Origin of the sequence: Clostridium sp., assembly GCF_032552055.1 — a bacterium.
Classification (GTDB): domain Bacteria; phylum Bacillota; class Clostridia; order Clostridiales; family Clostridiaceae; genus Clostridium.
In genome coordinates, this window is sequence record NZ_JAWGSV010000289.1 from 1 (window position 1) to 3,827 (window position 3,827).

General features: G+C 27.5%; 3 protein-coding genes. 2 read left to right on the forward strand and 1 reads right to left on the reverse strand.

Going from position 1 to position 3,827, the window contains the following annotated elements; all coding sequences use genetic code 11:
- A partial coding sequence (locus E6248_RS14280; protein ID WP_316341451.1) for a hypothetical protein occupies positions 1 to 413 on the forward strand: 413 nt, incomplete at its 5' end.
- Between the two features lie 229 nt (positions 414 to 642).
- Here E6248_RS14280 and E6248_RS14285 read toward each other — a convergent pair.
- Positions 643 to 1,545 (reverse strand): patatin-like phospholipase family protein, encoded by a 903-nt coding sequence (locus E6248_RS14285; RefSeq protein WP_316341452.1) that lies wholly within the window; start codon positions 1,543 to 1,545, stop codon positions 643 to 645.
- A gap of 219 nt (positions 1,546 to 1,764) precedes the next feature.
- Between E6248_RS14285 and E6248_RS14290 the strand changes: the two genes are divergently transcribed.
- Complete coding sequence (locus tag E6248_RS14290; RefSeq protein WP_316341453.1) at positions 1,765 to 3,666, forward strand: LTA synthase family protein; 1,902 nt, start codon at positions 1,765 to 1,767, stop codon at positions 3,664 to 3,666.
- Positions 3,667 to 3,827 lie beyond the last annotated feature (161 nt).

Sequence of the window (3,827 nt, forward strand, 5' to 3'; positions counted from 1 at the left end):
GGATATATCCAAGCATACCTTTTATAGGTGGATTTGTAAAAGAAAACTTAAAAGATGGTGTTTATAAAAGATTTGAAAATAGTAAATGTGTAATTTATAAAGTTAGTATTAGCAATAATCAATATAATTTATTAAAAGAAGAACTTAACAAATTTATAAATAGTGATAAAAAATATGGATATAACTTAATTGGCCTTTTAGGTGTCGCTATTCAAAGACCTATTAAAAGAAATAATAGATACTTTTGTTCAGAATTTGTATCCCAGCTATTAATTAATAGCAATATTTACAATTCAGATAAATGTCCAAGCTTAATTAAACCAAGTGATTTATTAGAAATAAATCATAAGGAATTTATTTATGAAGGATTTATTAATAATTATAAAAATAGTATGGAAGAATTAATTTCATAGTCGGACTATTTATTAAAGTAAAATTTATTATGCATTTTATAACAATAAATTAATAATTTAAGTTATTAACAAAGGGGTTGCCACAAGAACAACCCCTTTGTTAATTTTATTAATATAATTCCGTAGTAATTTCTAATATAAGTTAGCTTTAAAAACTTTAGAAGGATTTTTTCATTAATCCTTAACTTCTCCTTATCAACTTTTCAGTCTTCTATAGTACACCTTCTTACTACTTGTCTTTATTTATAACCTTCTTAACCTTATTAAACATCTTATAAAGTTTAGGATTTTCAGCCTCTTCTTCTAGCTTTATTTTTAATTCTGTCATCTTCATAATAGGCTCTAGCATATACATTGCATCTTCATAGCCACTTTTAATCCTTAATCTTTTTGCCTCTCCATCTAAATTTAAAGTTCCATTAAGAATATTTTCATTTAAACTCCTTGGAAAAATTTCTATTATATGAGTATTTGGATATAACGATCTATCTACCCTAACTTCTCTAGATAACAACACTACTATTATAATATCACAATTCTCACCATATACAGGTTGAATAGGTGTATTATCTGCAACCCCTCCATCTATATACCTACCCCCAAATAACTCTGTAGCTTCATATATTAAGGGAAGAGATGCTGACGCAATAACTATTTCCTTACCTGTATCTTCATCATGATCACTAACGTTAAAATATTTCACCTTAAAGTCTGGCAGTTCTGTACAGGCTGCATAACAAACCTTTTTATTTTCTTTTACCTTTTCAATATTAAGGTATTTATTAATTATTTCTCTAGCACCGTCTTTAGATACTGCACCTTCATCTATTTTTTGATTCATATACTTTTTAGCTACATTCATATTTTTTGCACCAATAAATAGACCTAAGCCCTTTTTTATTAGTTCAAACTTACTAACAGGAATAAGCTTATCTATAGTGACTTCTTCCCATAATGCTTCAGCTGCAACCATATCATCTTGTGCAAATAAAACTGCGTTAAAAGCTCCTATAGATGTACCTGAAAAGACTTCTATGTACTTGTCTATACCAAGCTCCTTTAAGGCCTTAAAAACTCCAAGTTCATAAGCTCCCTTACCTCCACCACCTGACAATACTAAACCTATTTTCATAAAATCCCCTCTTTTTTTTACATTTCTATGTCTTTCAATTTATAATTTCTTTCATTATAAATTATTTAATTATTCTTCATTATATAATAATTAAATCCTTTTTGCTAATTATTACTTTTTAGATCTATATAAACCTTAAGAAATATTAATGTAAAAATAATATAATACCAATAATGAATATGTTATTATTAGTAAGTAATTTAATGAAAGGAGATAATTATGTTAAATTATGACGAAGAATTAGTTATACAGGAAGAAGTAACTATACAAGAAAAACTCCCCTTAAGAATAAAGAAAAAATTTATTGAAGGTATTAAGAACAAAGATTTTTTAATAACATTAGTAATCTTATTAATTAAATCTCTTATATTTATTATGCTTATATCAGATGATAAAGCAAACGGAGTTAACTTTAAGCAGGTATTTTATTCAATGCCACCATTCTTAGTTTGGATAACTGTGAACTCAGCCTTTTTATCACTAGGTTTATTCTTTAATGAAAAGGTTCAAAAATGGGCATTTTGGACTTTAAATTTATTATTTACACTTATTGTTATTGGTGACATGTGGTACTTTAGAAGTAATGCCGTATTTTTAAATTATCATATGTTTAAGATGACTAGTAATTTAGATAACTTAGGCAGTTCAATAATTTCTATGTTTAGAATGGTAGACATTTTATTTATTATAGATTTAGTAGTAATTGCTTTTAGAAATATAAGATTTAGAAAGACTTATACTAAATATAAGAGAAATGTAGTTGGTGGACTAGCTATCTTAGTAGTGAGCTTAATTTATCTTGGATATGCCAGGGTTAAAATAGATATTAGAAAGATATCCTTTGAAAACCAATATGTTTTTGTGAATTCTTGGGCTCCTAATCAAACACTGTCAAACTTAACGCCTATTGGTTACCATATATTTGATGCTTATAACTTCTATGAGCAATCTAAACCTTACATATTAGAAGCCGAAGAACTTGAAAATATTAAAGAAACCTTATCAAGTTTAAAAGAAAATAATCCTGATAATGAGTATAGCGGAATGATGAAGGGTAAAAACTTATTATTAATTCAATGGGAATCCTTAGAAACCTTTATAGTAAATCAAAAAATAGATGGGCAAGAAATAACACCTAATTTAAATAAATTACTTAATAACTCTCTATATTTTGATAATTTTTATGAGCAAACTCATAATGGGACAAGTTCTGATGCAGAGCTTATTACCAATACATCAGCATTCCCAGTAAGAGAGGGTTCAACATTCTTTAGGTATCCAAGTAATACTTATGATTATTCTCTACCTAATATATTTGAAAATATGGGATATACCACATTAGCATCTCATCCAGATCAAGGATCATATTGGAACTGGCTAATTAACCTTAAATCAATAGGATATGACACTACATTAGACTCTACCAATTATGATACAAGTGAACGAATAAATCTAGGCGTATCTGATAAGAGTTATTTAAAGCAATTTGGAGATAGATTAAAGGAATTAAAAGATCCATTCCTAGCATATACAATTACTTTAACAAGTCACTCTCCTTTTGAAATGCCTTCAGATGAAAAAGAGCTTATTTTACCCTCTAACTTAGAAGGTACTAAACTAGGCGGATATTTCCATTCAATTCACTATACAGATAAATACTTAGGTGAACTATTAAATGACTTATCAGAAAGTGGAATCTTAGATAATACAGTTGTAGCAATTTACGGAGATCATGAAGGGGTTCATAAGTTTTATGATGATGAGATAGCTAGTCTGAAAAACTTAGAACCTTGGATGGAAGTAAATAATAGAAAAATTCCTTTTGTAATTTATAATGAAGATATTGAAGGAAAAACTTTTTCAATGCATGGTGGACAAGTTGATACCCTTCCAACTTTAGCTTATCTTTTTGGAGCACCAAGGGAAGAGTATTCTAATCCATTAATCTTAGGAAGAAATTTATTAAATACTAATAAAGATTATGTTATTCTTTCAACTAGAGCACTCCTTCAAAATGGATTAAGTGAAGAAGATCAAAAGAAGGTAGAAAACCTATTAGATATAAGCGATAAAATGATAAGAGGAAATTATTATAGAGATGAGGCTGGTATTAATGAATAATAAAGTAATAAAAAAGATTTTAATAGTTATAATGTTTTTAATGCCGATAGTATCAATAGAAGCTCTTATTCCTTGGGCTCTTGCTTTATTCTTTATACATAGAAGTATAAAAAGATTTAAAATTAAAGAAGAACTTAAACCCATTATATTAAATACAATTT

Coding starts and splice junctions, on each gene's coding strand:
- E6248_RS14285 (WP_316341452.1), bottom strand. CDS start 1,545: ATGAAAATAGGTTTAGTATTGTCAGGTGGTGGAGGTAAGGGAGCTTAT.
- E6248_RS14290 (WP_316341453.1), top strand. CDS start 1,765: ATGTTAAATTATGACGAAGAATTAGTTATACAGGAAGAAGTAACTATA.